The organism is Pantoea sp. ICBG 985, assembly GCF_002928365.1.
Lineage (GTDB): Bacteria > Pseudomonadota > Gammaproteobacteria > Enterobacterales > Enterobacteriaceae > Pantoea > Pantoea dispersa.
Map to the genome: position 1 here is coordinate 34,631 of NZ_POWM01000007.1, position 24,866 is coordinate 59,496.

General features: G+C 59.4%; 24 protein-coding genes. 10 read left to right on the top strand and 14 right to left on the bottom strand.

Annotated features, from left to right (window positions below; genetic code table 11):
• Positions 1–39: 39 nt before the first annotated feature.
• A complete protein-coding gene (kefB, locus tag C1Y42_RS19150; protein WP_021507452.1) occupies positions 40–1,842 on the bottom strand; it encodes a glutathione-regulated potassium-efflux system protein KefB in 1,803 nt (600 codons plus the stop codon).
• Entirely contained in the window at positions 1,842–2,393 is a 552-nt protein-coding gene (kefG, locus tag C1Y42_RS19155) for a glutathione-regulated potassium-efflux system ancillary protein KefG (protein ID WP_021507451.1), read from the bottom strand. The genes kefB and kefG overlap by 1 nt, the downstream gene beginning before the upstream one ends.
• Positions 2,394–2,507: 114 nt before the next feature.
• Here kefG and C1Y42_RS19160 point away from each other — a divergent pair, with 114 nt between their 5' ends.
• Complete coding sequence (locus C1Y42_RS19160) at positions 2,508–4,412, top strand: ABC transporter ATP-binding protein (protein ID WP_021507450.1); 1,905 nt, start codon at positions 2,508–2,510, stop codon at positions 4,410–4,412.
• A 212-nt stretch (positions 4,413–4,624) separates the two neighbouring features.
• On the opposite strand, the gene tauD is transcribed toward C1Y42_RS19160, so the two are convergent.
• The 4 genes from tauD to tauA are packed head-to-tail and all read right to left on the bottom strand — an operon-like array spanning position 4,625 to position 8,046.
• Positions 4,625–5,464 (bottom strand): taurine dioxygenase, encoded by an 840-nt coding sequence (gene tauD / locus C1Y42_RS19165; RefSeq protein WP_021507449.1) that lies wholly within the window; start codon positions 5,462–5,464, stop codon positions 4,625–4,627.
• Positions 5,461–6,291, bottom strand: coding sequence for a taurine ABC transporter permease TauC (gene tauC / locus C1Y42_RS19170; protein ID WP_021507448.1), 831 nt, complete (start codon positions 6,289–6,291; stop codon positions 5,461–5,463). Before tauC ends, tauD begins: the two co-directional genes overlap by 4 nt.
• Entirely contained in the window at positions 6,288–7,055 is a 768-nt protein-coding gene (gene tauB / locus C1Y42_RS19175) for a taurine ABC transporter ATP-binding subunit (RefSeq protein ID WP_021507447.1), read from the bottom strand. The genes tauC and tauB overlap by 4 nt, the downstream gene beginning before the upstream one ends.
• A gap of 10 nt (positions 7,056–7,065) precedes the next feature.
• Complete coding sequence (gene tauA / locus C1Y42_RS19180) at positions 7,066–8,046, bottom strand: taurine ABC transporter substrate-binding protein (RefSeq protein ID WP_040679688.1); 981 nt, start codon at positions 8,044–8,046, stop codon at positions 7,066–7,068.
• Positions 8,047–8,281: 235 nt separating this feature from the next.
• Between tauA and C1Y42_RS19185 the strand changes: the two genes are divergently transcribed.
• Positions 8,282–9,262, top strand: a complete 981-nt coding sequence (locus C1Y42_RS19185) for a LacI family DNA-binding transcriptional regulator (RefSeq protein ID WP_021507445.1) — start codon at positions 8,282–8,284, stop codon at positions 9,260–9,262.
• A 1-nt stretch (position 9,263) separates the two neighbouring features.
• Here C1Y42_RS19185 and C1Y42_RS19190 read toward each other — a convergent pair whose 3' ends face one another.
• On the bottom strand, positions 9,264–9,866 hold the full coding sequence (locus C1Y42_RS19190) for a LysE family translocator (RefSeq protein ID WP_031279689.1): 603 nt from the start codon (positions 9,864–9,866) through the stop codon (positions 9,264–9,266).
• A gap of 60 nt (positions 9,867–9,926) precedes the next feature.
• Here C1Y42_RS19190 and C1Y42_RS19195 point away from each other — a divergent pair, with 60 nt between their 5' ends.
• From C1Y42_RS19195 to C1Y42_RS19205, 3 genes are all read left to right on the top strand, one after another.
• Positions 9,927–10,943, top strand: coding sequence for a hydrolase (locus tag C1Y42_RS19195; protein ID WP_058759291.1), 1,017 nt, complete (start codon positions 9,927–9,929; stop codon positions 10,941–10,943).
• 2 nt (positions 10,944–10,945) lie between these two features.
• A complete protein-coding gene (locus tag C1Y42_RS19200) occupies positions 10,946–11,164 on the top strand; it encodes a YheU family protein (protein WP_021507442.1) in 219 nt (72 codons plus the stop codon).
• A gap of 61 nt (positions 11,165–11,225) precedes the next feature.
• Positions 11,226–12,095, top strand: coding sequence for a phosphoribulokinase (locus tag C1Y42_RS19205; RefSeq protein WP_058780169.1), 870 nt, complete (start codon positions 11,226–11,228; stop codon positions 12,093–12,095).
• Between the two features lie 70 nt (positions 12,096–12,165).
• Here the strand turns inward: C1Y42_RS19205 and C1Y42_RS19210 are convergent, their stop codons facing one another.
• Positions 12,166–12,570: an OsmC family protein gene (locus tag C1Y42_RS19210; protein WP_021507440.1), complete on the bottom strand. Its 405-nt coding sequence runs from the start codon at positions 12,568–12,570 to the stop codon at positions 12,166–12,168.
• 304 nt (positions 12,571–12,874) lie between these two features.
• Here C1Y42_RS19210 and crp point away from each other — a divergent pair, with 304 nt between their 5' ends.
• Together crp and C1Y42_RS19220 are read left to right on the top strand one after the other, a co-directional pair.
• Positions 12,875–13,507 carry a cAMP-activated global transcriptional regulator CRP gene (gene crp, locus C1Y42_RS19215; RefSeq protein ID WP_000242755.1) on the top strand — a complete coding sequence of 211 codons (633 nt, stop codon included), beginning with the start codon at positions 12,875–12,877 and terminating at the stop codon, positions 13,505–13,507.
• Positions 13,508–13,565: 58 nt separating this feature from the next.
• On the top strand, positions 13,566–15,641 hold the full coding sequence (locus tag C1Y42_RS19220) for a YccS/YhfK family putative transporter (protein ID WP_104094143.1): 2,076 nt from the start codon (positions 13,566–13,568) through the stop codon (positions 15,639–15,641).
• Here C1Y42_RS19220 and C1Y42_RS19225 read toward each other — a convergent pair.
• The 5 genes from C1Y42_RS19225 to ppiA all read right to left on the bottom strand — a co-directional run bounded on the left by C1Y42_RS19225 (position 15,638) and on the right by ppiA (position 18,986).
• On the bottom strand, positions 15,638–16,855 hold the full coding sequence (locus tag C1Y42_RS19225; RefSeq protein WP_104094144.1) for an aspartate aminotransferase family protein: 1,218 nt from the start codon (positions 16,853–16,855) through the stop codon (positions 15,638–15,640). The two genes, C1Y42_RS19220 and C1Y42_RS19225, sit on opposite strands and share 4 nt — an antisense overlap.
• An 87-nt stretch (positions 16,856–16,942) precedes the next feature.
• Positions 16,943–17,518 (bottom strand): aminodeoxychorismate synthase component II, encoded by a 576-nt coding sequence (locus tag C1Y42_RS19230; protein ID WP_021507437.1) that lies wholly within the window; start codon positions 17,516–17,518, stop codon positions 16,943–16,945.
• Between the two features lie 41 nt (positions 17,519–17,559).
• Positions 17,560–18,153: a putative adenosine monophosphate-protein transferase Fic gene (locus C1Y42_RS19235; RefSeq protein WP_021313655.1), complete on the bottom strand. Its 594-nt coding sequence runs from the start codon at positions 18,151–18,153 to the stop codon at positions 17,560–17,562.
• On the bottom strand, positions 18,143–18,313 hold the full coding sequence (locus C1Y42_RS19240) for a YhfG family protein (protein ID WP_021507436.1): 171 nt from the start codon (positions 18,311–18,313) through the stop codon (positions 18,143–18,145). The genes C1Y42_RS19235 and C1Y42_RS19240 overlap by 11 nt, the downstream gene beginning before the upstream one ends.
• Positions 18,314–18,413: 100 nt before the next feature.
• A complete protein-coding gene (gene ppiA, locus C1Y42_RS19245; RefSeq protein ID WP_021507435.1) occupies positions 18,414–18,986 on the bottom strand; it encodes a peptidylprolyl isomerase A in 573 nt (190 codons plus the stop codon).
• A gap of 261 nt (positions 18,987–19,247) precedes the next feature.
• On the opposite strand from ppiA, the gene tsgA reads away from it, so the two are divergent.
• Complete coding sequence (tsgA, locus tag C1Y42_RS19250; RefSeq protein WP_021507434.1) at positions 19,248–20,426, top strand: MFS transporter TsgA; 1,179 nt, start codon at positions 19,248–19,250, stop codon at positions 20,424–20,426.
• A 48-nt stretch (positions 20,427–20,474) separates the two neighbouring features.
• Here tsgA and C1Y42_RS19255 read toward each other — a convergent pair whose 3' ends face one another.
• On the bottom strand, positions 20,475–21,758 hold the full coding sequence (locus C1Y42_RS19255; protein ID WP_021507433.1) for a cytosine deaminase: 1,284 nt from the start codon (positions 21,756–21,758) through the stop codon (positions 20,475–20,477).
• Positions 21,759–21,993: 235 nt separating this feature from the next.
• On the opposite strand from C1Y42_RS19255, the gene nirB reads away from it, so the two are divergent.
• Both nirB and nirD read left to right on the top strand, forming a co-directional pair.
• Positions 21,994–24,534, top strand: a complete 2,541-nt coding sequence (gene nirB, locus C1Y42_RS19260) for a nitrite reductase large subunit NirB (protein WP_104094204.1) — start codon at positions 21,994–21,996, stop codon at positions 24,532–24,534.
• A complete protein-coding gene (nirD, locus tag C1Y42_RS19265; protein ID WP_058759297.1) occupies positions 24,531–24,857 on the top strand; it encodes a nitrite reductase small subunit NirD in 327 nt (108 codons plus the stop codon). The genes nirB and nirD overlap by 4 nt, the downstream gene beginning before the upstream one ends.
• Positions 24,858–24,866: the final 9 nt, after the last annotated feature.

The following is a 24,866-nucleotide window of genomic DNA, read 5'->3' on the forward strand; positions in this document are numbered from 1 at the left end:
TTCCTGCCCGTCATCAGAACGGATACGTTAAGTGTAGCCTTACTCATCATCCCAGCCGTCAAACTGCCGTTTTTCATGCTGCATTTCACGCTGGAAAATGTCCTCCAGCTCGCGTCGCGCCTCACGCACGCGTGAAACCTGCACGCTGTCGTCGTGGCTCGGCACCAGTTCACGCAGCATGCGCATATCCAGCCGGCGGAAGTGCTGCTGCGCGCGCTGCGCCTGATGCGGATGCATGCCCAGCGATATCAGCGCTTTGCGGCCTAACTCCAGCGCGCTGGAGAAGGTTTCACGCGAGAACAGCGTGACGCCCGCCTGCAGCAGCTCATGCGCCTCGACACGACCGCGCGCCCGCGCCAGAATCTCCAGCTGCGGGAAGTGCTGCTGGCACAAGTGCACGATGGTCATCGAATCTTCCGGATCGTTACAGGTGATGACGATCGACTGCGCATTCTCCGCCCCGGCGGCACGCAGCAGCTCGAGCTCGGTGGCATCGCCATAGTAAACCTTGTAGCCATATTTGCGCATCAGGCTGACCGCCGAGATATCGCGCTCCAGCACGGTGATGCGCTTGTTGTTGGCCATCAGCAAACGCCCGACCACCTGACCAAAACGGCCAAAGCCCACCACAATCACCTGGGGCTGATCGTCCTCGACAAACGGCTTTTCACCGTCCTCTTCCGGTTCGTTGAAGCGGCGCGCCAGAATCTTATCCACGCCCTGCATCAGCAGCGGCGTGGTCATCATCGACAGCGTCACCGTGACCAGCAGCAGCGGCAGCTGATCGCCACTGAACAGTTTTGCCGACGACGCCGCCGAAAACAGCACGAAGGCGAATTCACCGCCCTGACTCAGCACGCCGGCAAACTGCAGGCGCTCCGAACTGCGCAGACCATAAATGCGCGCCAGCACGTAGAGCACCAGCGTTTTCACCGCCACCAGCAGCACCACGCCAATCAGAATTTCGAGGATGTGGGTATAAAGCACGCCGAGGTTGAGCGCCATGCCCACCGAAATAAAGAACAGCCCGAGCAGCAGCCCTTTAAACGGTTCAATGGCGACTTCCAGTTCGTGGCGATACTCACTCTCTGCCAGCAGAATACCGGCGATGAACGTCCCCAGCGCCATCGACAGGCCCAGCGCATCCATAAACAGCGCCGAACCGAGCACCAGCAGCAGCGAGGCGGCGGTAAACACTTCCCGCACGCCGGACGCGGCGATGAAACGGAAAATCGGCCGCAGCAGATAGCGTCCGCCCACCAGCATACCGGCGAATGCCAGCACCTTCATGCCCACCTTGAGCCAGTCGACGTGGCCACTGTCGCTGCCGGCCAGTAGCGGCACCAGCGCCAGCGCCGGAATCACCGCCAGGTCCTGGAACAGCAGCACCGAGAAGCCCAGCTGGCCCGCTTCGCTGCGGTTCATGCCTTTGTCGCGCATCAGCTGCAGCGCCATGGCGGTCGAGGACATCGCCAGGCCGATACCGCCAATCACCGCGGCCTGCCAGCTGAAGTCGGTCAGCCACAGCAGTACGCCGAGGATCGCTGCCGAAACCAGCACCTGCGCGGCACCGACGCCAAAAATAGAGCGCCGCAGCGCCCACAGCTTGGCCGGGTTCAGCTCCAGCCCGATGATAAACATCAGGAACACCACGCCAAGCTCCGAGAAGTGCAGAATCTCGTCCACATCGCTGATGAAGCCCAGCCCCCACGGGCCGATGGCGATACCGGCCAGCAGATAGCCCAGCACCGCACCAATGCCGAGCCGGGCGGCAATCGGCACTACCAGCACCGCCGCCACCAGATAAATCACGCCGGCGGTGAGTAACGTTTCGCCTTGCATCACACTCCTCCGTTCGGCAGCGGTGACGCCAGCCAGTCGCCATAGGCGCGCGCAAAATTGCGCAGCACCTCGGGTGTCTGACGACGCGCCCAGTAAATTACCATCGGCGTCAGCCAGTGCATGCGACACATCTGCGCCGTCAGCTCAAACGGTCGCATAATGTCGCTCATCGGGTAGCGATTGAGGCCGCTGTGGTGATACGCCGTCTCCGGCTCACCGGTGGTTACCACGCTGCGCCAGTATTTACCTTCCAGCGCATTACCGTCCTGGCCGCTGGCAAAGCCGCGCGACAGCACGCGATCCAGCCACTCTTTCAGCAGTGCCGGACAGCTATAGGTATAAAGTGGATGCTGAAACACCACGATTTGATGGTCGCGCAGCAGTTGCTGCTCGTAATGAATATCAATAAAGAAATCCGGATAGTGGGCGTATAAATCGTGCACCGTGACGTGGTCCAGTTCCATAGCCGACTGCAGCAAAACCCGATTAGCAATCGAATCCTGTGATTCCGGATGGGCGTAAAGCAGCAATATTTTGGGCGGCTGCGACATCGTTCCCCTCCAAAGCGTCGTCACCGCGGCGGAATTCCGCTACCATGCTCGACGCAACAAACATTATCGAATTATGTTGCCGATAAATTAACATATTCTGACGATACGGCGCTTATGATTGTCTTTTCCGCATTACAAATCCGTCGCGGCACCAATGTGCTGCTGGATAACGCAACGGCCACCATTAACCCGGGGCAAAAAGTCGGCCTGGTGGGTAAAAACGGCTGCGGTAAATCCACGCTGCTGTCACTGCTGAAGGGTGAAATCAGCAGCGATGCCGGCAACGTCACCTTTCCCGGCAACTGGGCGCTGGCGTGGGTGAATCAGGAAACCCCGGCGCTGAGTAAAGCCGCGCTGGAATATGTTATCGACGGCGACCGCGAATATCGTCAGCTCGAATCCGAATTAGCGGCAGCCAATGCGCGCGACGATGGCAACGCCATTGCGCTGCTGCACGGCAAGCTGGACGCTATTCAGGCGTGGAGCATACACGCACGCGCCGCCAGTCTGCTGCACGGATTGGGCTTCAGCCAGGAACAATTAATGCGGCCGGTGAGCGATTTCTCCGGCGGCTGGCGCATGCGTCTCAATCTTGCTCAGGCACTGGTATGCCGTTCCGACCTGCTGCTGCTCGATGAACCGACCAACCACCTCGATCTCGACGCGGTGATCTGGCTGGAGCGCTGGCTGAAGAGCTATACCGGCACGCTGATCCTGATCTCGCACGACCGCGACTTCCTCGACCCGGTGGTGGACAAAATCATCCATATCGAACAGCAGACGATGTTCGAATACACCGGCAACTACAGCTCGTTCGAGCGTCAGCGTGTGGCCAAACTGGCGCAGCAGCAGGCGCTGTACCAGAGCCAGCAGGAAAAAGTCACGCACCTGCAAAAGTACATCGATCGCTTCCGCGCGCAGGCCACCAAAGCCAAACAGGCGCAGAGCCGCATCAAGATGCTGGAGCGCATGGAGCTGATTGCCCCGGCGCACGTCGATAACCCGTTCAGCTTCAGCTTCCGCGCGCCAGAAAGCTTGCCTAACCCAATCCTGAAAATGGAGCAGGTTTCGGCGGGGTACGGTGAGCGGGTGATTCTGGATGCCATCAAACTCAATCTGGTGCCGGGCTCACGCATCGGCCTGCTGGGGCGTAACGGCGCCGGTAAGTCCACGCTGATCAAACTGCTGGCGGGCGAGCTGGAGCCGCTGGCGGGCAAGGTGGGTCTGGCGAAAGGGATCAAGCTGGGTTACTTCGCGCAGCATCAGCTTGAGTATCTGCGCGCCGATGAGTCGCCGCTGCAGCATCTGGCGCGCATCGCCCCGAAAACGCTGGAGCAGCAGCTGCGTGACTACCTGGGTGGCTTTGGTTTTCAGGGCGATAAAGTCAGCGAAGCCACCGAGCGTTTCTCCGGCGGCGAGAAAGCGCGGCTGGTGCTGGCGCTGATCGTCTGGCAGCGGCCGAATCTGCTGCTGCTCGACGAACCGACCAACCACCTCGATTTGGATATGCGCCAGGCGCTGACCGAAGCGCTGATCGACTTTGAAGGCGCACTGGTGGTGGTGTCGCACGATCGTCATCTTCTGCGTTCAACCACCGACGATCTTTACCTGGTGCACGACCGCAAAGTGGATGTATTCGAGGGCGATCTGGATGATTATCAGCAGTGGCTGAGCGACCTGCAGAAGCAGGAAACGCAGCAGGATGCCGCGCCAAAGCAGGACAACGCCAACAGCGCGCAGTCCCGCAAAGATCAGAAGCGCCGCGACGCCGAGCTGCGCGCGCAGACGCAGCCGCTGCGCAAAGAGATCGAAAAGCTGGAGAAGCAGATGGCCAAATGGCAGACGCAGCTCAGCGAAGCCGAAGCACAGCTGGCCGACAGCGCCATTTACGAGCAAAACCGTAAGGCCGATTTAACCGCCGCCCTGCAGCGCCAGGCGGAGAGCAAATCGGCGCTGGAAGAGGTCGAAATGGCGTGGCTGGAGGCGCAGGAGCAGCTGGAGCAGATGCTCGCGGGGTAAAGGTGCGCGATGAGGTCATAGAGGGTGCGCGATGATGCCCTCACCCTGACCCTCTCCCATAGGGAGAGGGAATAAACCTTACTCCCGCGCTGGAACAGCCTCCTCCCACAGGAGAGGGAACAAACCTTAATCCGCCTTACCTGCTACGCACGGTCGGCCCCCTCTCCCGCTGGCGGGAGAGGGTTGGGGTGAGGGCAATCAACGCTCCGAAATCACACCGGCACATCCCCTAACACCGTCGCGCGATGCATCACGCGCCGCGCCGGATAATAATCCGCATTGGCATAATGCTGCGTCACGCGGTTATCCCAGATTGCCACGTCGTTCGGCTGCCAGCGCCAGCGCACCTGAAACTCCGGTTTGGTGGCGTGCGCAAACAGATAGCCCAGCAGCGCCTCGCTCTCCTTCTCGCTTACGCCGAGCAGCCTGGTGGTAAAACCTTCATTAACAAACAGCGCCTTGCGTCCGCTCACCGGATGGGTGCGGATCACCGGATGCTGCACCGGCGGATGCTTCGCCACGGCCTGCTGCCAGCGCTGATGCTCCTCTTCCGTCTTACGGTACTTATACTCCTGGAACGATTTCTTAAAGTCGTGCTCCGCCTGCAGGCCACTCAGCAGCTGTTTGAACGGCTCTGACAGCGCCTCGTAAGCGGCAATCCCGCTGGTCCACAGCGTATCGCCACCGCTCTCCGGCAGCAGCTTTGAGGCCAGAATGGCGATCGCCGGCGGCGTCTGAATAAAGGTGACGTCGGTATGCCAGTTATCGTTGTCAGGCGGATTATCCTGATGCGTATCCAGCACGATAATCTCTTCCACGCCTTCGGCATGCGGATAAACCGGATGAATGTGCAGATCGCCGAAGCGGATCGCCAGCGCGCGCTGCTGCTCCGGCGTAATGCGCTGATCGCGCAGAAACAGCACCTGATGACGCAGCAGACCGTGGTAAAGCTGCTCAAACTGCGCGTCACTCAGCGGACGGCTGAGATCAACATCGCTGACCTGCGCCCCGATATACGGACCCAGCGCGGTAAAATTCACTCGTTCGTTCATTGCTGTTCTCCATTCCAGGGCGTCAGTCGGCGCTGTAGCGCACGTAAACCCAGTTCTAAACTAAAGGCAATCAGGGCGATCACCGCGATGCCCGCCAGCACCACATCGGTGGCGAGAAACTCCCCAGCCGACTGCACCATAAAGCCCAGTCCGCGCGTCGCGGCAATCAGTTCGGCCGCCACCAGCGTGGACCAGCCCACACCAAGACCGATGCGCAGGCCGGTGAGAATCTCCGGCAATGCTCCGGGCAGAATGACAAAACGCAGCAGCTGCCCGCGCGTCGCCCCCAGCGCCTGAGCGGCACGGATCCGCACCTGCTGCGTATTCTTCACGCCGGCCAGGGTGGATAAAGTCACCGGCGCGAAAATTGCCAGATAAATCAGTAAAATCTTTGAGGTTTCGCCAATGCCAAACCAAATCACCATCAGCGGCAAATAGGCCAGCGGCGGCACTGGTCGATAGAGTTCAATCAGCGGATCGAGCAGCCCGCGCACCGCCGGACTAAGCCCCATGGCAATGCCCACCGGAATGCCGATCAGCGCGGCAAAGAACAGCGCCACCAGCATGCGCGTCAGGCTGGCACCAAGGTGCTGCCATAGCGTGGCATCCATAAAGCCCTGCGGACCAGCAATAACCAGCAGCTTATGTAGCACCTGCTGTGGCGGCGGCAGAAACAAGGGCGCAATCAGCCCCAGCGCGGTCACGCCCCACCACAGCAGCAGCAGCACGGCCACGCTCAGCAGGCTCAGCGACAGCTGGCGGGAAAACGGCCAGCGCAGGCGACGAACGCGGGACGTCCGGCGCTTGTCATCAATAACGGCACTCATACAAACGCCTCCCGCTGCGCGAACACCTGGTTCAGGACATACTCACGTCGTTCGATAAATGCCGGATCGGATTTGATGCTGCGGCACGGCTCGCCTGCGGCGAAGCGCTGGCCAAAGTCGAGCTTCAGGCGTTCCACTACGCGACCCGGACCCGGCGACAGCAGCACCAGTTCGCTGGCGAGAAAGACGGCTTCTTCGATGTCATGGGTGATCAGCAGAATCTGCTTGCCGGTATCGCGCCATAACGTCAGCAGCAGCGTCTGCATTTGCTCGCGCGTGAAGGCATCCAGCGCACCGAACGGCTCATCTAACAGCAGCAGCTGCGGATCAGCGGCCAGCGCACGGGCAATCCCCACGCGCTGACGCTGACCCCCAGAGAGCTGCCAGATAAAACGCTTTTCTGCGCCCTCGAGCCCGACCTTACGGATCAGACGGCGGGCGATCGCGTGCCGTTCAGCTTTTGCCATGCCCGCCAGCTGCAGGCCGAACGCCACGTTATCGATGACGTTACGCCACGGTAGTAGCCCTTCGTTCTGAAAGACCACGCCGCGCTCTGCGCCCGGTCCGCGTACCGGCTTGCCATCCAACGTGATACTGCCGGACTCCAGCGGCAGAAAGCCGGCGATCAAGTTCAGCAGCGTGGTTTTGCCACAGCCGGACGGCCCCAGCACCACCAGCAATTCGCGGCTGGCCAGCTGCAGATTGATATCCTGCAGCGCCGGTTGCCCGGCGTAACGTGCGTTGAGATGGGTGATGCTGAGCATAAGGCCTCCGTTATTTGGCTAAGGGGGCAACAAAGCGCGTGGTGACAAAGCTGCTGTAGTCACTGGCGGCATCCGGCACTTTGCCCTGCTCTTTCAGAAACTGTGCGGTATCGACAATCGCCTTGTTGACTGGTTTGCCCAGCTGTTCCACCTGCTGCTGCGCCGTCAGGTAGGTGTTGCCTTTCACCAGTCCGGGAACGTCACTTTCCGGCACGCCGCTCAGGCGCGACAGCTTGCTGAGGTTATCCGGCTGCTGCAGCCACTGTTCCGGATTGGCGATATAGGCCTGCTGCGCGGCAATCGCGCTGCGGGCGAAAGCGGTGACCACTTCAGGATGCTGCCGGGCAAAATCCTTGCGCACCACCCAGACGTCGAGCGTCGGTGAGCCCCACTGCCCGACCTGCGACGAGTCGGTCAGCACCTTGCCGTCTTTCTCCAGTTCATTGACGGCGGGTGCCCAGACATAGGCGCCGTCGATATCACCGCGCTGCCAGGCAGCAATGATCGCCGGTGGCTGCAGATTAACCAGTTGCACCTGGGTCGGTTTGATGCCCCAGTGTTTCAGCGCAGCCAGCAGGCTGTAATGGGTGGTGGAGATGAAGGGAACAGCAATGCGTTTGCCGATCAAATCTTTGGGTGAGCTGATGCCTTTTTTCACCACCAGCGCTTCAGAATTGCCCAGCTGTGAAGCCAGCAGGAAAGCTTCAATCGGCAGCTGTTGCGTGGCGGCCACCGCCAGCGGGCTGGAACCGATGTTGCCAATTTGCACATCGCCCGAGGCTAACGCGCGCAGGACGCTGGCGCCGCTGTCGAATTTGCGCCAGTCAACCGTGGCACCGCTCTCTTTGGCAAAGGTATTGTCAGCCTGCGCCACTTTGGCCGGTTCCGCCGACGTCTGATAAGCCACGGTCACATTGACCGCCTGCGCCTGAAAGGTCATCAGCGCTAACGCGGCTGCTACCGCGCTTATTGTTTTGGTTACTGCCATCATCATGCACCCCAATGTTGAGTCGTGACGGCAGTGTCGCCAGCAGCAATGATTTCATAAAGGAATTAAAAATTATCCCTAATAAAAATCGGTTCTTAGATCAACATCGGTTAACGCTATGCAAAAAGTGCAAATACAAAACCGCTGGTTCGGAACAAATATGTCAGGCGCTCACATGCCGACTGTGGTATTGATCTCGTCTTGATTTTTTCCCCCTTTTACAGCGGTACTGGCCTCCATGTCGATTGAGAAAGTTGCGCGCCTCGCGGGCGTGTCGAAAGCCACGGTTTCACGGGTGTTGAACCAGCATCCTGGCGTCCGGCCAGATACGCGTAAACGGGTGCTGGCCGCAATTAATGTGTGCGAATACCAGCCCAACCTGCTGGCGCGCCAGCTGCGTACCGCGCAAAGCAACATGTTGCTGGTGCTGATTTCCGATATCACCAATCCGTTCTGTTCACGGGTGGTGCAGGGCATTGAGGCGGAGGCCGAAGCGCACGGCTATCACATCCTGTTATGTAATTCCGCGTCACAGCTGCGGCGGGAAACCGCCTATCTGGCGCTGCTGGCCGGCAAAGTGGTGGATGGGGTGATCACCATGGACGCCGCGGCCTGTCTGCAGGGACTGAAAGAGTTGATTGGTGATGCGCCGTGGGTGCAGTGTGCGGAGTACGATCCCTCGGTGAACGCCTCCAGCGTCACCATCGATAACCGTCAGGCGGCCTATGACACGGTGCATTATCTGGCCGGCAAAGGGCGTCAGCGCATTGCGCTGGTCAACTGCGATATGCGCTATCTCTATTCGCACCAGCGCGAAAGCGGCTATCGCGACGCCATCACGCAGCTGGGGCTTGACTGGCACGGCGTCGCTTACGCCAGCGACATCTCCTGCGAAGCGGGCAGCGCGGCGCTGCGCGAACTGCTAACGCAGCCAGAGCGGCCGGATGCGGTGTTTGCGGTATCAGACGTGCTGGCGGTTGGCGTGATTCACGCTGCTCTGGAAGCCGGACTGCGCGTGCCAGAGGATCTGGCGGTGGTCGGCTTTGACGGCATTCCGTTCACCAGCAGCATCAACCCGCCGCTGACCACCATTGCCCAGCCGATGAACCAGATGGGTGCGCGCAGCGTGCAGCTGCTGCTGGCGCGCATCCGTCAGCGCCAGGCGGCCGTGGTGCATGAAGTGCTGCCGTGGACGCGCATTGAGCGCGCCTCCAGCTGACTCAGTGCCAGATCAACAGCACGCAGGCTGCGGTCAGCGCACCCATGGCGAGGTTGAAGATTTTCCACGCGCGCGGGCTGCGCAGCAGGCGGCCAATCAGCGAGCCGAAACCCATCCAGATCACGCCGGAAACCACGTTCACCAGCGCCATACCGATGCTGATCGCCACCACGGAATGCAGATAGGCGCTGCCGGCAAGGCTAAAGCTGGCGACCGCACCCAGCGCCATCAGCCACGCTTTCGGGTTGATCAGTTGCAGTAACCCGCCCTGCCAGAAAGGCATCTGCTTCACGCTGGCATCGTCGGTCTCCAGCGTTTCGTATTCGGCGGTGGCAATTTTCCACGCCAGCCACAGCAGGTAGAGGCTACCGGCCACTTTCAGTACCAGATGCAGTGAGGGATAGAGCAGAATCAGGCTGCCGATGCCAAACGCCACCATCAGCAACATCACCTGCATGCCAATCATGATACCAATCAGCAGTGGAAAGGTGCGCAGGAAGCCAAAATTAGCACCTGAGGCGGTAAGTAACATATTATTGGGCCCTGGCGTGATGGCCGCGACCCAGAGAAAGCCCAGCATTGATAAAAAAAGACTCAGTTCCATGTATATTCGGGTGCTCCTCACCCAGAAAAGCGAACAACCCATCGAAGCTATCAGCGAGTTATGCATCAGACAAGTACTATCCCAGGCTATTTTGATCGCCCGAGCGGCGAGCGCTTTACCCCGCTGCGCGGCTTCGGCAATGCGCATCTGCAAACGCTGCTGCCGCGCCTGCTGCGCCGGCGCGTCACGCTGCGCCCGCACTGGCAGCGCCTCGATCTGCCAGACGGCGACTTCGTCGATCTGGCGTGGAGCGAAGATCCGGCACAGGCACGTCACAAGCCGCGCATGGTGCTGTTCCACGGGCTGGAAGGCAGTTTCCGCAGCCCGTATGCCCATGGGCTGATGCAGGCGTGTCAGGCGCGCGGCTGGCTGGCGGTGATCATGCACTTCCGCGGCTGCAGCGGCGAGCCTAACCGTCTGCAGCGCATCTATCACTCCGGTGAAACTGAAGATGCGACCTATTTTCTGCACTGGCTGCAGCGCGAATGGGGCACGGTGCCGACTGCGGCGGTCGGCGTTTCGCTTGGCGGCAATATGCTGGCCTGTCTGCTGGGGCTGCAGGGCACGTCGGCCCCGCTGGATGCCGCGGTCGCCATTTCCGCGCCGCTGGCGCTGGAGCCGTGCAGCCAGAAGCTGGACGTGGGCTTTTCACGCTTTTATCAGCACTACCTGCTGACCCAGCTGAAGAAAAACGCCACGCGCAAACTGCGCGCCTGGCCAGGCACGCTGCCGGTCGATCTGACGCAGCTGCGCGCCTTCCGCCGGCTGCGTGAGTTTGATGATGCGATTACCGCCCGCGCCCACGGTTTTATTGATGCGCGCGACTATTATCAGCGCGCCAGCGCCATGCCATTGCTGACCGGCGTGCGCAAGCCGCTGCTGATCATCCATGCTAAAGACGATCCCTTCATGACCGATGCGGTGATCCCGCAGCCGCAGCAGTTGTCTGCCACAATTGAGTATCAGCTGACGCAGCAAGGCGGTCACGTCGGCTTCGTGGGCGGCAGCCTGCTGCGACCCAAAATGTGGCTGGAGCAGCGCGTGCCGGACTGGCTCTCAACTTATCTGGATATGTAATTGTGATTATTCCCTGGCAAGAACTCGACCCGACAACGCTGGAAAACCTGATAGAAAGTTTTGTGCTGCGTGAAGGCACCGATTATGGCGAGCAGGAGCGCAGCCTGACGCAGAAAGTGGCCGACGTGCGCCGCCAGCTCGAGCAGGGCGAAGTGGTACTGGTGTGGTCAGAATTGCATGAATCGGTCAATATTATGCCGCGGCGTGAATTTCGCGGCTGATGCGTCAGGCGGCAATTCGTGGTAACAATGCTCATCGCCGGACTTCACAGGGAGCGCTGTTATGTCAGCCAGGCATCCAGTCATAGCCGTTACCGGTTCCAGCGGCGCCGGAACCACCACCACCAGTCTCGCCTTCCGTAAAATTTTCCAGCAGCTGGATCTGCACGCGGCGGAAATAGAAGGCGACAGTTTCCATCGCTATACCCGTCCGGAAATGGACATGGCGATTCGTAAGGCGCGCGACCTCGGGCGTCACATCAGCTACTTTGGCCCGGAAGCCAACGACTTCGGCCTGCTGGAGCAGACTTTCCGCGACTATGGCCAGAGCGGACTCGGCCAGTCGCGCAAATATCTGCACACCTACGATGAAGCGGTGCCGTGGAATCAGGTGCCGGGCACGTTTACACCCTGGCAGCCGCTGCCGGAAAACACCGATGTGCTGTTCTATGAAGGCCTGCACGGCGGCGTGGTGACGCAGCAACATAACGTGGCGGAACACGTCGATCTGCTGGTTGGCGTGGTACCGATTGTTAATCTGGAGTGGATTCAGAAACTGGTGCGCGACACCAGTGAGCGCGGCCATTCGCGCGAAGCGGTGATGGATTCGGTGGTGCGTTCGATGGAAGACTACATCAACTACATCACGCCGCAGTTTTCCCGCACGCACCTCAACTTCCAGCGCGTGCCGACCGTGGATACCTCGAACCCGTTTGCCGCGCGCGAGATCCCGTCGCTGGATGAGAGCTTTGTGGTGATCCATTTTCGCGGCCTGGAGGGCATCGCTTTTCCTTATCTACTGGCGATGATCCAGGGCTCGTTTATTTCCCACATGAATACGCTGGTGGTGCCGGGCGGCAAGATGGGACTGGCGATGGAGTTGATCATGACGCCGCTGGTGCAGCGGTTGATTGAAGGAAAACGTATTGAATAGCGCAGGCTAACGCGCCAGTTTCGGCGAAAGGAACTGAGATCGGGAGCGCAGGGCCGCGCTCCCGGCTGGATTACAGCTCCACCACTTCGTAGCTGTGCGTTATCTCGACGCCCTTGCCCAGCATGATCGCCACCGAGCAGTACTTCTCCGCGGACAGATCCACCGCGCGCGCCACCGCTTTATCGCTCAGCGCTTTGCCGCTGACAATAAAATGCAGATTGATATGCGTAAAAATGCGTGGCGCTTCTTCGCGGCGTTCCGAGGTCAGTTTGACTTCACAATCGGCGACATCGTTGCGCCCCTTTTGCAGAATCGACACCACGTCAATCGCGCTGCAGCCGCCCGCAGCCATCAACACCATCTCCATCGGGCTGGGCGCTTTATCACCGGAATTGCCGTCCATTAATACCTGATGACCGGATGAGGATTCTCCGAGAAAGGTCAGCCCTTCCACCCATTTCACTCGTGCCTGCATTATTCTTTCTCCTGAAGCGGCGGTTTTGCCGCCAGAGTACGCTTTCACCTGACAAACAGCAATGCAGACGCATCCCCCACCTGCTGAAGCGAGACAACAGGAGACAGGTTGCAAAAGCTATGCTACAAACAGTGCTGAAAATATTTTCGTCACGAAAGACGAAAGCGGGACGAATCAAAAGCATCGCTTACGAATCCACCCCCGAATAACTGTCCCTCACGGGAAACGCTGGACGATTTCACCGCCTGACAGGGAAAACTGCCCCCTGTATTTTGGGCACGATTACAACAGAGGATAATAGCGAATGGTTCTCGGCAAACCGCAAACAGACCCTACACTCGAATGGTTCCTGTCCCATTGCCATATTCACAAATATCCATCCAAAAGCACCCTCATCCATCAGGGTGAGAAAGCGGAAACGCTGTACTACATCGTGAAAGGTTCCGTCGCGGTACTGATTAAAGATGAAGAAGGCAAAGAGATGATTCTCTCCTACCTCAATCAGGGGGATTTCATCGGTGAGCTCGGCCTGTTTGAAGAGGGCCAGGAGCGTAGCGCCTGGGTACGTGCGAAAACCGCCTGCGAAGTGGCTGAAATTTCCTACAAAAAATTCCGTCAGCTGATTCAGGTCAATCCGGATATTTTAATGCGCCTGTCGGCGCAGATGGCGCGTCGCCTGCAGGTAACATCTGAAAAAGTCGGCAACCTTGCCTTCCTCGATGTGACCGGCCGTATCGCGCAGACGCTGCTCAACCTGGCGAAACAGCCTGACGCCATGACGCACCCGGACGGTATGCAGATTAAAATCACCCGTCAGGAGATTGGTCAGATCGTGGGCTGCTCACGCGAAACCGTGGGTCGTATCCTGAAAATGCTGGAAGATCAGAACCTGATCTCCGCACACGGCAAAACCATCGTCGTTTACGGCACCCGCTGATTTCTTCTCACCCACGGCGTGATGGCAACATCGCGCCGTTTCTGTTTACGATGAGCTGATGTGGCGTCGAATCATCTATCATCCGGAAGTTAACTATGCGCTGCGGCAAACGCTGGTGCTGTGCCTGCCTGTGGCGCTCGGCTGGCTGTTTGGCGATCTGCAAAAAGGGCTGCTGTTCTCCCTGGTGCCGGCCTGCTGCAACATCGCCGGTCTGGATACGCCACACAAGCGGTTCTTCAAACGGCTGATTGTCGGCGGCGCACTGTTCGCCAGCGGCAGTTTTCTGATTCAGTACCTCACGGCTTACGCTGTGCCGCTGCCGCTGATTCTGCTGGTGTTGCCGCTGCTGGTGGGCGTGACCGGTGAAATCAGCCCGCTGCATGGCCGTTTGCTGCCCGGCACGCTCATCGCCGCCATCTTTACCTTAAGCCTCGTCGGCCGAATGCCGATGTGGGTCCCGCCGCTGCTGTATATCGGCGGGACGCTGTGGTACGGGCTATTTAACTGGTTGTGGTTCTGGCTGTGGAAAGAGCAGCCGATGCGCGAGACCCTCAGCCTGCTGTACCGCGAGCTGGCCGATTACTGCGACGCCAAATATACCCTGCTGACGCAGCTGACCGATCCGGAAAAAGCGCTGCCGCCGCTACTGGCGCGTCAGCAGAAAGCGGTCGATCTGATCACCACCTGCTACCAGCAGATGCATATGCTGTCGGCCAGCCGTGATAACAGCCATAAACGCCTGACGCGTGCCTTTCAGGTTGCGCTCGATCTGCAGGAGCACATCTCGGTCAGCCTGCACCAGCCGGAAGAGGTGCAAAAGCTGGTGGAGCAGAGCCACGCCGAGGCGGTGATCCGCTGGAACGCGAAAATCATTTCGGCACGGCTACGCGTGCTGGCCGATGCCATTCTCTATCACCAGCTGCCGGAACGCTTCCACATGGAGAAGCCGCTCGGCGCGCTGGAGAAAATTGCCCGGCAGCACCCGGATAATCCGGTCGGTAATTTCTGCCTCTACCATTTCAGCCGCATTGCGCGCGTGCTGCGCACGCAGAAGCCGCTGTACACCCGCGACCTGATGGCCGATCGCCAGCGCCGCCTGCCGCTGTTGCCGGCGCTGCGCAGCTACCTGTCGCTGAAATCTGCCGCGCTGCGGACGGCGGCGCGCTTCGCCGTGATGCTGATGTTCGGCAGCGCGCTGGCGCTGTTCTTCAATATTCCCAAGCCATACTGGATTCTGATGACCATCATGTTTGTCAGCCAGAACGGCTACAGCGCCACGCGCGTGCGCATTCAGCACCGCGCGCTCGGCACCTTCGCCGGCTTACTGATCGCCGCGGCGTCGCTGCGCTTTGCTGTTCCGGAGTCGATTGCCCTGCTGACCATGCTGGTCATCACGCTCGCCAGCTATCTGATCACGCGTAAATATTATGGCTGGTCGATGATTGGCTTTACGGTAACGGCGGTGTATTCGCTGCAGCTGCTGTCGCTGAACGGCGCACAGTTCCTGCTGCCGCGCATGATGGATACGCTGATGGGCTGCCTGATCGCCTTCGCCGGCATGATCTGGCTGTGGCCGCAGTGGCAGAGCGGGCTGCTGCGCAATAACGCGCACGATGCGCTGGAGGCGTATCAGGAGGCGCTGCGCCTGCTGCTCGGTCCGGAGCAGGCGCCGGAGAAGCTGGCGTATCAGCGCGTCAAGGTTAACCAGGCGCACAACGCGCTGTTTAACTCGCTCAACCAGGCGTCCACTGAGCCGGGCTTTAACTTCCAGTATCTGAAAGATATGCGCCTGTGGGTGACTCACAGCCAGTTTATCGTCGAGCACATCAACGCCATGACCATTCTGGCGCGCGAGCACACCATGCTGACGCCAAAGCTGGCAGAGCGCTATTTGCAGTCCTGTGAAATCGCGCTGCAGCGCTGTCAGCAGCGGCTGGCTTACGACGGGCCGGGCAACGACAGCAATATTCTGGAAGCGCCGGAGAATCTGAATGAGGGGCCGGTGACGATTGTCGAACAGCATGTGAAGCGCATTCTGCAGCACCTCAATGTGATGCACACCATTTCTTCACTGGCGTGGAGCCAGCGCCCGCATCACGGCCGCTGGCTCAGCGTGCTGAAGCCGAAAGGTTAGTTCAGGACTTTCGCGATCGCCCGGGCGAAGCGCGCCATGCCTTCTGCGATATCGGTCGACTCAATCACCAGCGACGGCACAAAGCGAATCACATCGCTGCCGGCGGTCAGTACCATCAGGCCTTCAGCGGCGGAAGCGTTGAGGATATCGCGCGCTTTGCTGGCGTGCTGCGCGTTGAGTACGGCACCCAGCAGCAGGCCTTTGCCCCGAATTTCACTGAAGATGTCGAACTGCTGATTGATCTTCTGCAGCGCCGAGACAAACTGCTCACGGCGCGCGTCGACACCATTCAGCACCTCGGGCGTATTGATGATATCCAGCGCGGTTTCGGCAATCGCACAGGCCAGCGGGTTGCCGCCGTAGGTGGTGCCGTGCACGCCTGGTGCCATCACCGAGGCGATTTCATGGGTGGTCAGCATCGCGCTCACCGGGAAACCGCCGCCCAGCGCTTTAGCGGTGGTGATGATATCTGGCTTGATACCATAGTGTTCGTAAGCAAACAGCTTACCGCTGCGGCCCATGCCGCTCTGCACTTCATCCAGCACCAGCAGCGCGTTGTGCTGATCGCACAGCGCACGCAATCCCTGCATGAATTCCGGCGTTGCCGGCATCACGCCGCCTTCCCCCTGAATCGGCTCCACCACAATCGCGCAGGTGTGGTCGTCAATTACCGCCTTCACCGCGGCCAGATCGTTAAACGGCACATGGACGATATCCGCCGGCTTCGGGCCAAAGCCATCGGAGTATTTTGGCTGACCGCCCACCGAGACGGTGAACAGCGTGCGGCCGTGGAAGGCGTTGTGGAAAGCGATAATTTTGCTTTTGAACGGGCTGTGCTTTTTGCAGGCGTAGTAGCGCGCCAGTTTGAACGCCGCTTCGTTCGCTTCGGCACCGGAGTTACCGAAGAATACCCGCTCGGCGAAGGTCGCCGCGATCAGTTTACTGGCGAGGCGCAGTGCCGGCTCATTGGTGAACACGTTACTGGTGTGCCACAGGGTTTCGCCCTGGCTTTTCAGCGTTTCCACCAGCACCGGATGACAATGGCCAAGCGCGGTGACCGCGATACCACCAGAGAAATCGATATACTCTTTGCCCTGCTGATCCCACACGCGGCTGCCTTTGCCTTTGACCGGCACAAACTGCGCAGGTGCATAAACAGGCAAAATAACGTTATCGAACGTTTCCCGGCTTACCGCTAGATTTTCCGCTGCCATTGATGACCTCATCGGGTTATTTGTTGAGCTGATGTGAAATTATAATCACAAAATATGCATAAAAAATCATGCGATGGCAAACGGAAGTTACGTATTGAGGAAATTCGCCAGCAGCTGATGTCCCTGCTCACTGAGAATGCTCTCCGGATGGAACTGCACGCCCTCCAGTGGCAGCGTACGATGGCGGAAGCCCATGATCTCATCGGCAACGCCATCGCGCAGGCTCCAGGCGGTGACTTCAAACTCCGGCGGCAGCGTGTCGCGCGCCACAATCAGCGAGTGATAGCGCGTGACGGTCAGCGGATTATTCAGGTTGCGGAATACGCCCTGGCCGGTGTGCTGCACCGCAGAGGTTTTGCCGTGCATCACCTGGCGCGCGCGCACCACCTGCGCACCGTAGGCCTGCGCAATCGCCTGATGGCCAAGACAGACACCAAGAATCGGCAGCCGTCCGGCAAAGTGGCGGATCGCTGCCAGCGAGATGCCGGACTGATCCGGCGTGCAGGGGCCCGGCGAGATCACCAGATGGCTCAGCGGCAGCGCCGTCATCTCTTCCAGCGTCATTGCATCGTTGCGCACCACACGCACCTGCGCGCCCAGTTCACAGAAGTACTGGTAGAGATTCCAGGTAAAGGAGTCGTAGTTATCAATTAGCAGCAGCATAATGCCCTCAGGCCAGTAAAACCGCCGCTATTCTACGCATTTTAACGCGCCGGACTCACCACTTTCGCAAACTGCGCATTGAGCGGCGCGAGATCGCCGCCAACGCCGGCGACGATGGCCTGGTGCCAGCTTTCAGGCTCCAGCGTATCCCAGTTCAGCAGATAGCCCGCGTGCAGCGCCAGCTGTTCGAAAAAGATGCGCTGTGCTCGCCCGTTACCGGCACGGAACGGATGCAGGACGTAGATTTCACAGTAGTAATGCGCGATGCGTGCCACGAAGGTCTGCGGGTCGAGGTCGCACAGGCCCTCTTCCTCTTCCAGTGCGCTCATCAGCGCATTGCCCTCGTTCTCGATATACTCGCAGTGGCAATAGGGCGTGTCGTCGCGCCAGATGTCGATGGTGCGCAGTTCGCCGGCCCAGCTGTAGATATCCTGAAACAGCGTGCGGTGAATATGGCGCAGGTGTGGCAGGCCCGGCGTGGCCGGTCCGAGCGCCAGCGTGGCCAGCCGCGCCGCGCTGAATGCCAGCTCGGCTTTACGCAGCTGCGCCACGTCGTGAATTTCCAGCAGGTTTTTCAGCACGTCATCGTTGTGCCACAAATAGGGATCGCGCACCGCCAGGCTGTTATCCGCCATATTGCCTCCTCAGCGATGCCAGACGATCGTCCGCCTGGGCGCTCTCGACGGCAGGTTCATTCAGCGTATAACCGGCCAGTTTGCAGCTGGCCTGATAATTGGCCGCACGGGTTTGCTGCCACAACGTGATTTTCTGTTTTTCGGTGAGTTTGCTGCTCATAGCGCCTCCGGCAAGCAGGATGTGCCCTAAGTATAAGAGCAAATTTCAGCTTTGCCGGAGCGCGGCAGACGGCGCCACCCAGGGGTGGCGCGCAGAGGGATTACGGCAGGACTTTCGCGGAAGTGATAACAATCGGTTTTGACGGCACATTCTGGTATGGCCCGACATCTTTGGTCGGCACCTGGGCGATCTTGTCGATCACATCCATGCCTTTCACTACTTTACCAAACACCGCATAGCCGAAGTCACGCTGGCCATGGTCAAGAAAAGCGTTGTCCGCCACGTTCAGGAAGAACTGGCTGGTGGCACTGTCTTTCTCAGCGGTACGCGCCATGGAAATGGTGCCACGCAGGTTGCGCAGGCCGTTATCCGCTTCGTTTTTGATCGGCGCGTTGGTCTGCTTCTGCTGCATATCCGCCGTGAAGCCGCCGCCCTGAATCATGAAACCCGGGATCACACGATGGAAAATGGTGTTGTTGTAGAAGCCGTTATTCACGTAATCCACAAAGTTTTTTACTGAAACCGGGGCTTTCTGATTATCCAGTTCAAGTTCGATATTGCCCGCAGAGGTGGTGAGCAGCACGTGCGTATCCCCTTTCGCCGCCAGAGCCGAAGCAGATACAGAAGAGAGCGCTAACAGGGCAACCGCCGCTGTCAAAGTACGTTTAAGCATGAAAGATTCCTTACCTTGGAGAGCAAGCTCAAAAACGAGATTGATTGTAAAGAGCATGTAATACAAGAGCCAGCGTTTTACCTATATTTACGCTGATGTTGCTATCGTCATACTTTTCCCGTCGCGCAATCATTTGCGTGACGAAAATCACACTATTAATGAAATATTTCTCGCACGTTTCACTGCTTGTTTATTACGATCACAGATCCATTTACAATTCATGACACTTTTTGCCACGTCGGCGCATCACAGGTTCAGAACATGACAAACCGTAATCGCATTGGCCTTACCTGGATCAGCTTTTTCTCCTATGCGCTCACCGGCGCACTGGTGATCGTTACCGGTATGGTGCTGGATAATATTGCCCAGTATTTCCAGCTGCCCATCTCCGAGATGAGCAACACCTTCACTTTCCTTAACGCCGGTATTCTGGCGGCGGTGTTCCTGAACGCCTGGCTGATGGTGATTGTGCCACTCAAGCGCCAGCTGATCTTTGGCTTTGTGCTGATGATCCTCGCCGTGGCCGGGCTGATGACCAGCCATAACCTCACGGTGTTCTCGCTGTGCATGTTCGTGCTCGGCGTGGTCAGCGGTATCACCATGTCGATCGGCACCTTCCTGATTACCCATCTGTACGATGGTCGCCAGCGCGGTTCCCGTCTGCTGTTTACCGACTCGTTCTTTAGCATGGCAGGCACCATCTTCCCGATTATCGCGGGCATTCTGCTGGCGCGCGCGCTGCCGTGGTACTGGGTTTACGCCTGCATTGGCGTGATCTACGTGGCGATCTTTATCCTGACGCTGATGGTCGAGTTCCCGGTGCTGAAGAGCGAAGCCGCGGTGCAGGGCGGTGAAAAAGAGAAGTGGGGCATCGGCGTGCTGTTCCTGTCTATCGCGGCACTGTGCTACATCCTCGGCCAGCTCGGCTTCATCTCCTGGGTACCGGAATACGCCACCAAATCAATGGGCATGGATATCGCCGCCGCCGGTCAGCTGGTCGGTAACTTCTGGACCGCCTATATGGTCGGCATGTGGGCGTTCAGCTTCCTGCTGCGCTTCTTCGACCTGCAACGCATTCTGGTGGTGCTGGCGCTGCTGGCCACCGGCCTGATGTTCTGGTTCGTGAAAACCACCGATGCCAGCATGCTGCACTGGATCATTATGTCGCTTGGCTTCTTCTCCAGCGCCATTTATACCACCATCATCACGCTGGGCTCGCTGCAGACCAAAGCGTCATCGCCGAAGCTGGTGAACTTTATCCTCACCTGCGGCACCGTCGGCACCATGCTGACCTTCGTGGTCACCGGCCCGATCGTGGCGAAAGGCGGTGCCCACGCGGCGCTGTCCACCGCGAACGCGCTGTACGCGGTGGTGTTCGTGATGTGTGTGCTGCTCGGCTTTGTCACTAAACATCGCCAGCACGCTCACCAGACTGCCTGATCCCCGAGCGGCGCGAAGCCTCGCGCCGCTATTCCCCTTCCCGCTTCCTTAACGCCGGAACGTCACTGCTTCGCTAGCACCGAGATAAATTTCACTGCTTGCCGGCTGTGTGGCCGCCACCAGCACGCCCTTACGCAGCGAATAGCGCACCGGCACCTGACGGCGCAGCGCATCGAACCCGTTATCGGCAGGCAGAATGATCAGGCTGGCCGCGTTGCCCACCTGCACGCCATAATCCGCCAGCTGCATGGTTTTGGCACTGTTGTGCGTGATGAGTTGCAGACCGCTGTCGATCTGCTCATAGCCCATCAGCTGACAGACGTGCAGCCCCATGTGCAGCACCTGCAGCATGCTGGCGGTGCCGAGCGGATACCAGGGATCAAACACATCATCATGGCCGAAGCAGACGTTGATACCCGCCTCCAGCAGCTCTTTCACCCGCGTCACGCCGCGCCGTTTCGGGTAGCTGTCAAAGCGTCCCTGCAGATGAATATTCACCAGCGGATTGGCGACAAAGTTAATCTGCGACAGCTTCAGCAGGCGGAACAGCCGCGAGGTATACGCGTTATTGTACGAATGCATCGCCGTGGTGTGGCTGGCGGTGACGCGCGCGCCCATGCCCTCGCGGTGCGCCAGCGCCGCCACGGTCTCGACAAAGCGCGACTGCTCATCATCAATCTCGTCACAGTGCACGTCCACCAGCCGGTCATAGCGCTGCGCCAGCGCAAACGCCTTGTGCAGTGATTCGACGCCATATTCGCGGGTAAATTCATAATGTGGGATCGCGCCCACCACGTCGGCACCGAGGCGCAGCGCCTCTTCCAGCAGCGCTTCGCCGTTGGGATAAGAGAGAATGCCCTCCTGCGGAAAGGCCACGATCTGGATATCGATCCACGGCGCCATCTCCGCTTTCACCTCCAGCATCGCGGTTAATGCGGTCAGCGTGGGATCGGACACATCCACGTGGGTGCGCACGTGCTGAATGCCGTTGGCAATTTGCCACTTCAGCGTCTGCCGCGCGCGCTGTTTCACATCCTCATGGCTGAGCAGCGCCTTGCGTTCAGCCCAGCGCTCAATGCCTTCAAACAGCGTGCCGGACTGATTCCACGCCGGTTCGCCAGCGGTTTGCGTGGTGTCGAGATGAATATGCGGCTCGATAAACGGCGCGCTCGCCAGCCCACCGGCGGCATCCAGCGCATCCGGCTGGGCGGCCGCGTGCGGCGGCTGCGGAATGATGGCGCTGATGTTGCCGTGGCGAATTTCGATCTGCCATAAACCCGGTTGGCCTGCCAGGCGCAGGTTGTTTATCCACTTAAACGCTTGCTGGGTCATATCCTTCTCCGCTGAAAACGCAACATCTTAAGCTAGCACGAAAAACGGCCGCGCCGCTGGCAACTTTTCTGCCGCCATTGGGTAATTTTCAACCAAATAAAAGACTTAGATAAAAACGCGTAAAATCAGCAACATACCTCTAAATGGGTATATAAAGCCGCAGTTGATGTACGTCAATAAGCGCCAGAAACAGCGCGCTAAGGTAGGCGCAGATCCCGCAAATTTTGAGGCAAGCATGAGCAAGCACAGTGTCGTTATTATTGGCAACGGCATGGTTGGCCACCGCTTTATCGAAGAACTGATCGACAAAGCCGCCCCTGAGCAGTTCGCGATAACCGTTTTCTGTGAAGAGCCCCGCGTCGCCTATGACCGCGTCCATCTCTCCGCCTATTTTTCCCACCACACCGCCGAAGAACTCTCACTGGTGCGCGAAGGCTACTACGAAAAGCATCAGGTCAATCTGCTGCTCGGCGAGCGCGCCATTACCCTCAACCGTGAGGAAAAGCTGATTCACTCCAACACCGGTCGTGCGGTGCATTACGACACGCTGATTCTGGCCACCGGTTCTTATCCGTGGATCCCGCCGATCGCCGGCGCGGAGGGCAGCGACTGCTTTGTCTATCGCACCATCGAAGATCTCAACGCCATTGAAGCCTGCGCGCGCCGCAGCAAACGCGGTGCGGTGATTGGCGGCGGTCTGCTCGGACTGGAAGCGGCGGGCGCGCTGAAAAATCTCGGCATTGAAACGCACGTGATTGAGTTTGCGCCGGTGCTGATGGCGGAACAACTGGATACGCAGGGCGGCGAACAGCTGCGGCGTAAGATCGAACAGATGGGCGTGCAGGTCCATACCGGCAAAAATACCCGGCAGATTGTGCATCACGCTAAGGGCGGTAAAACGCTGGAGTTCGCCGATGGCAGCGCGCTCGACGTCGACTTCATCGTGTTCTCCACCGGCATTCGTCCGCAGGATAAGCTGGCGCAACAATGCGGCCTGGCGCTCGGCCAGCGCGGTGGCGTTGCCATCAACGATCGCTGCCAGACCAGCGATGCGGCGATCTACGCGATTGGGGAATGCGCCGCCTGGCAGGATCGGATTTACGGTCTGGTGGCGCCGGGCTACAAAATGGCGCAGGTCGCCAGCGATGCGCTGGTCGGGCGTGACAGCGTCTTTGCCGGTGCCGATATGAGCGCCAAACTCAAGCTGCTGGGCGTGGACGTCGGCGGCATTGGCGATGCGCACGGCCGCACGCCGGGCGCGCGCAGTTACATCTGGCTCGATGAACAGCAGCACGTGTATAAGCGCCTGATCGTCAGCGAAGACAACAAAACTCTGCTCGGCGCGGTGCTGGTGGGCGACACCAGCGACTACGGCAATCTGCTGCAGCTGGCGCTCAATCACATCGCCTTACCGGAAAACCCGGCGCTGCTGATTCTGCCGGCGGGCAGCGGCGAAAAACCGGCGCTGGGCGTCGATTCGCTGCCGGACAGCGCGCAAATCTGCTCCTGCTTTGACGTCAGCAAAGGCGATATCGTTAACGCGGTGCAGGCGGGTTGCCACACCGTGGCGGCGCTGAAAGCCGAAACCCGCGCCGGTACCGGCTGCGGCGGCTGCATCCCGTTGATTACGCAAGTGCTGAACGCTGAGCTGAGCCGTCAGGGCATCGAAGTCAATCATCACCTGTGCGAGCATTTCGCCTATTCGCGCCAGGAGCTGTATCACCTGATCCGCGTGGAGGAGATCAAGTCGTTTGACGCGCTGCTGGCGAAGTATGGCCAGGGTTACGGCTGTGAAGTGTGTAAACCGACCGTCGGATCGCTGCTGGCCTCCTGCTGGAACGAATACATCCTCAAGCCACAGCACACGCCGCTGCAGGACAGCAACGATCTCTATCTCGGCAACATCCAGAAAGATGGCACCTACTCGGTGATTCCGCGCACCGCCGGCGGTGAAATCACGCCGCAGGGGCTGATGACGCTGGGCGAAGTGGCGCGGCAGTACAACCTTTACACCAAAATCACCGGCTCACAGCGCATCGGCCTGTTTGGGGCGCAGCGCGACGATCTGCCGGCCATCTGGTCACAGCTGATTGCCGCCGGCTTTGAAACCGGACAGGCTTATGCCAAAGCGCTGCGCATGGCGAAAACCTGCGTCGGCAGCAGCTGGTGCCGCTATGGCGTTGGCGACAGCCTCGGCTTCGGCATTGAGCTGGAAAACCGCTACAAAGGCATCCGCACGCCGCACAAGATGAAGTTTGGCGTCTCTGGCTGTACCCGTGAATGCGCCGAAGCGCAGGGCAAAGATGTCGGCGTCATCGCCACCGAAAAAGGCTGGAACCTTTACGTGTGCGGCAACGGCGGCATGAAACCGCGCCACGCCGATCTGCTGGCGGCTGACCTCGACCGCGACACGCTGCTGCAGTATCTCGACCGCTTCATGATGTTTTACATCCGCACCGGCGACCGCCTGCAGCGCACTTCGCTGTGGCTGGAGAGCATGGACGGCGGCATCGACTATCTGCGCAGCGTGATTATCGATGACCGGCTCGGCCTTAACGCGCAGCTGGAGCAGGAGCTGACGCGTCTGCGCGCTGACGTCCGCTGTGAATGGACCGCCACGGTTAACGACCCGCAGCAGCAGGCGCACTTTGCCACGTTTATTAACAGCCCGCAGCGCGACCCGCTGGTGCAGCACGTCAGTGAACGCGAGCAGCATCGCCCGGCGCGTCCGGCGGAGCGCATCGCGATTACCCTGCTCGAGGAGGCTGACGCATGAGCCAGTGGTACACCGTGTGTGAACTCACACAAATCCTGCCCGCTACCGGCGTGTGCGCGCTGGTTAACGGCCAGCAGATCGCCATCTTTCGCCCGCGCGACGATGCGCAGCTGTACGCTCTGAGCAACATCGATCCGTTTGCTGAAGCCAGCGTGTTATCGCGCGGCCTGATCGCCGAACACCAGCACACGCTGTGGGTCGCCAGCCCACTGAAAAAACAGCGTTTTCGCCTGAGCGATGGCGTTTGTCTGGAAGATGACAGCCGCTCGGTGGCGAGCTATGCGGTGCGCGTCAGTAACGGCCAGGTCGAAGTCTGCGCCTGACAGAATTCC

Bases quoted from the DNA above. Each gene is read 5' to 3' on its own strand.
- tsgA (WP_021507434.1), top strand. From the start codon at position 19,248: ATGACAAACCGTAATCGCATTGGCCTTACCTGGATCAGCTTTTTCTCC.
- C1Y42_RS19160 (WP_021507450.1), top strand. From the start codon at position 2,508: ATGATTGTCTTTTCCGCATTACAAATCCGTCGCGGCACCAATGTGCTG.
- ppiA (WP_021507435.1), bottom strand. From the start codon at position 18,986: ATGCTTAAACGTACTTTGACAGCGGCGGTTGCCCTGTTAGCGCTCTCT.
- crp (WP_000242755.1), top strand. From the start codon at position 12,875: ATGGTTCTCGGCAAACCGCAAACAGACCCTACACTCGAATGGTTCCTG.
- kefG (WP_021507451.1), bottom strand. From the start codon at position 2,393: ATGTCGCAGCCGCCCAAAATATTGCTGCTTTACGCCCATCCGGAATCA.
- tauA (WP_040679688.1), bottom strand. From the start codon at position 8,046: ATGATGGCAGTAACCAAAACAATAAGCGCGGTAGCAGCCGCGTTAGCG.
- C1Y42_RS19190 (WP_031279689.1), bottom strand. From the start codon at position 9,866: ATGGAACTGAGTCTTTTTTTATCAATGCTGGGCTTTCTCTGGGTCGCG.
- C1Y42_RS19185 (WP_021507445.1), top strand. From the start codon at position 8,282: ATGTCGATTGAGAAAGTTGCGCGCCTCGCGGGCGTGTCGAAAGCCACG.
- nirB (WP_104094204.1), top strand. From the start codon at position 21,994: ATGAGCAAGCACAGTGTCGTTATTATTGGCAACGGCATGGTTGGCCAC.
- C1Y42_RS19255 (WP_021507433.1), bottom strand. From the start codon at position 21,758: ATGACCCAGCAAGCGTTTAAGTGGATAAACAACCTGCGCCTGGCAGGC.
- nirD (WP_058759297.1), top strand. From the start codon at position 24,531: ATGAGCCAGTGGTACACCGTGTGTGAACTCACACAAATCCTGCCCGCT.
- C1Y42_RS19240 (WP_021507436.1), bottom strand. From the start codon at position 18,313: ATGAGCAGCAAACTCACCGAAAAACAGAAAATCACGTTGTGGCAGCAA.
- tauC (WP_021507448.1), bottom strand. From the start codon at position 6,291: ATGAGTGCCGTTATTGATGACAAGCGCCGGACGTCCCGCGTTCGTCGC.
- C1Y42_RS19220 (WP_104094143.1), top strand. From the start codon at position 13,566: ATGTGGCGTCGAATCATCTATCATCCGGAAGTTAACTATGCGCTGCGG.
- C1Y42_RS19230 (WP_021507437.1), bottom strand. From the start codon at position 17,518: ATGCTGCTGCTAATTGATAACTACGACTCCTTTACCTGGAATCTCTAC.
- kefB (WP_021507452.1), bottom strand. From the start codon at position 1,842: ATGCAAGGCGAAACGTTACTCACCGCCGGCGTGATTTATCTGGTGGCG.
- C1Y42_RS19195 (WP_058759291.1), top strand. From the start codon at position 9,927: ATGCATCAGACAAGTACTATCCCAGGCTATTTTGATCGCCCGAGCGGC.
- C1Y42_RS19235 (WP_021313655.1), bottom strand. From the start codon at position 18,153: ATGGCGGATAACAGCCTGGCGGTGCGCGATCCCTATTTGTGGCACAAC.
- C1Y42_RS19205 (WP_058780169.1), top strand. From the start codon at position 11,226: ATGTCAGCCAGGCATCCAGTCATAGCCGTTACCGGTTCCAGCGGCGCC.
- tauD (WP_021507449.1), bottom strand. From the start codon at position 5,464: ATGAACGAACGAGTGAATTTTACCGCGCTGGGTCCGTATATCGGGGCG.
- C1Y42_RS19210 (WP_021507440.1), bottom strand. From the start codon at position 12,570: ATGCAGGCACGAGTGAAATGGGTGGAAGGGCTGACCTTTCTCGGAGAA.
- C1Y42_RS19225 (WP_104094144.1), bottom strand. From the start codon at position 16,855: ATGGCAGCGGAAAATCTAGCGGTAAGCCGGGAAACGTTCGATAACGTT.
- tauB (WP_021507447.1), bottom strand. From the start codon at position 7,055: ATGCTCAGCATCACCCATCTCAACGCACGTTACGCCGGGCAACCGGCG.